This window comes from Lentzea kentuckyensis (assembly GCF_002150765.1).
In the GTDB taxonomy this organism is placed as follows: Bacteria; Actinomycetota; Actinomycetes; order Mycobacteriales; family Pseudonocardiaceae; genus Lentzea; species Lentzea kentuckyensis.
On record NZ_MUYM01000111.1, the window covers coordinates 2,501 to 5,073 of the forward strand.

General features: G+C 56.6%; 1 rRNA gene (cut by a window edge). It reads left to right on the forward strand.

From position 1 onward, the window contains the following. Positions 1-2,536, forward strand: a 23S ribosomal RNA gene (locus B0F77_RS39340) (it extends 546 nt beyond the left edge of the window). The last annotated feature ends 37 nt before the right edge of the window (positions 2,537-2,573 follow it).

Below are 2,573 nucleotides of genomic sequence, written 5' to 3' on the forward strand. Positions count from 1 at the left end.
CCGTGAGGGAAAGATGAAAAGTACCCCGGGAGGGGAGTGAAATAGTACCTGAAACCGTGTGCCTACAATCCGTCGGAGCCTTTAGGGGTGACGGCGTGCCTTTTGAAGAATGAGCCTGCGAGTTAGTGCTACGTGGCGAGGTTAACCCGTGTGGGGTAGCCGTAGCGAAAGCGAGTCTGAATAGGGCGCTTGAGTCGCGTGGTCTAGACCCGAAGCGGTGTGATCTAGCCATGGCCAGGGTGAAGCGCGGGTAAGACCGCGTGGAGGCCCGAACCCACCAGGGTTGAAAACCTGGGGGATGAGCTGTGGTTAGGGGTGAAAGGCCAATCAAACACCGTGATAGCTGGTTCTCCCCGAAATGCATTTAGGTGCAGCGTCGTGTGTTTCTCATCGGGGGTAGAGCACTGGATGGTCTAGGGGGCCTACAAGCTTACCGAAATCAACCAAACTCCGAATACCGATGAGTGAGAGCGCGGCAGTGAGACTGCGGGGGATAAGCTTCGTAGTCGAGAGGGAAACAGCCCAGAACGCCAGCTAAGGTCCCTAAGTGTGTGCTAAGTGGGAAAGGATGTGGGGTCGCACAGACAGCCAGGAGGTTGGCTTAGAAGCAGCCACCCTTTAAAGAGTGCGTAATAGCTCACTGGTCAAGTGGTCCTGCGCCGACAATGTAGCGGGGCTTAAGCACACCACCGAAGCTGTGTCATTCAGACCTAGTCTGGATGGGTAGGGGAGCGTCGTGTAGCGGTTGAAGCGGCGGAGTAATCCAGCCGTGGACGCTATGCGAGTGAGAATGCAGGCATGAGTAGCGAAAGACGAGTGAGAAACTCGTCCGCCGGATGACCAAGGGTTCCTGGGCCAGGCTAATCCGCCCAGGGTAAGTCGGGACCTAAGGCGAGGCCGACAGGCGTAGTCGATGGACAACGGGTTGATATTCCCGTACCCGTGTGAACGCGCCCATGATGAACCTTGTGATACTAACCGCCCGAAGCACCTCCAGAAATCCTTCGGGACTATGGGGTCTGTGGAGCGCGGGACCTGAACTTGTAGTAGTCAAGCGATGGGGTGACGCAGGAGGGTAGCTCCGCCAGTGAGTGGTAGTACTGGTGCAAGCGTGTAGGGCGACTGGTAGGCAAATCCGCCAGTCATATAGCCTGAGACGTGATGCGTAGCCGATTGAGGCGAAGTAGAGTGATCCCATGCTGCCGAGAAAAGCCTCTAGCGAGCTTTCACGCGGCCCGTACCCCAAACCGACACAGGTGGTCAGGTAGAGAATACCGAGGCGATCGGGCGAACTGTGGTTAAGGAACTCGGCAAAATGCCCCCGTAACTTCGGGAGAAGGGGGGCCGTAGCGCTTGAAGCCTCTTGCAGGCTAGGGCGAGACGGCCGCAGAGACCAGCGAGAAGCGACTGTTTACTAAAAACACAGGTCCATGCGAAGTCGCAAGACGATGTATATGGACTGACGCCTGCCCGGTGCTGGAACGTTAAGGGGACCGGTTAGTCCTTCGGGGCGAAGCTGAGAACTTAAGCGCCAGTAAACGGCGGTGGTAACTATAACCATCCTAAGGTAGCGAAATTCCTTGTCGGGTAAGTTCCGACCTGCACGAATGGCGTAACGACTTCTCGACTGTCTCAACCGCAGGCCCGGCGAAATTGCATTACGAGTAAAGATGCTCGTTACGCGCGGCAGGACGGAAAGACCCCGGGACCTTTACTATAGCTTGGTATTGGTGTTCGATTCGGCTTGTGTAGGATAGGTGGGAGACTGTGAAGCGGCCACGCCAGTGGTTGTGGAGTCATCGTTGAAATACCACTCTGGTCGTATTGGATGTCTAACCTCGGTCCGTGATCCGGATCAGGGACAGTGCCTGGTGGGTAGTTTAACTGGGGCGGTTGCCTCCCAAAGAGTAACGGAGGCGCTCAAAGGTTCCCTCAGCCTGGTTGGCAATCAGGTGTTGAGTGCAAGTGCACAAGGGAGCTTGACTGTGAGACTGACGGGTCGAGCAGGGACGAAAGTCGGAACTAGTGATCCGGCCATGGCTTGTGGAAGCGTGGTCGCTCAACGGATAAAAGGTACCCCGGGGATAACAGGCTGATCTTGCCCAAGAGTCCATATCGACGGCATGGTTTGGCACCTCGATGTCGGCTCGTCGCATCCTGGGGCTGGAGTAGGTCCCAAGGGTTGGGCTGTTCGCCCATTAAAGCGGTACGCGAGCTGGGTTTAGAACGTCGTGAGACAGTTCGGTCCCTATCCGCCGCGCGCGTAGGATACTTGAGGAAGGCTGTCCCTAGTACGAGAGGACCGGGACGGACGGACCGCTGGTGTGCCAGTTGTTCTGCCAAGAGCATTGCTGGTTGGCTACGTTCGGAAGGGATAACCGCTGAAGGCATCTAAGCGGGAAGCTCGTTCCAAGATGAGGTATCCCACCCTTCGTGGGTTAAGGCCCCCAGCTAGACCACTGGGTTGATAGGCCAGAGGTGGAAGACCGGTAACGGTTGGAGCTGACTGGTACTAATAGGCCGAGGACTTGTTACAAAGACGCTACGCATCCACTGTGCGGTTCTGGAAGAAC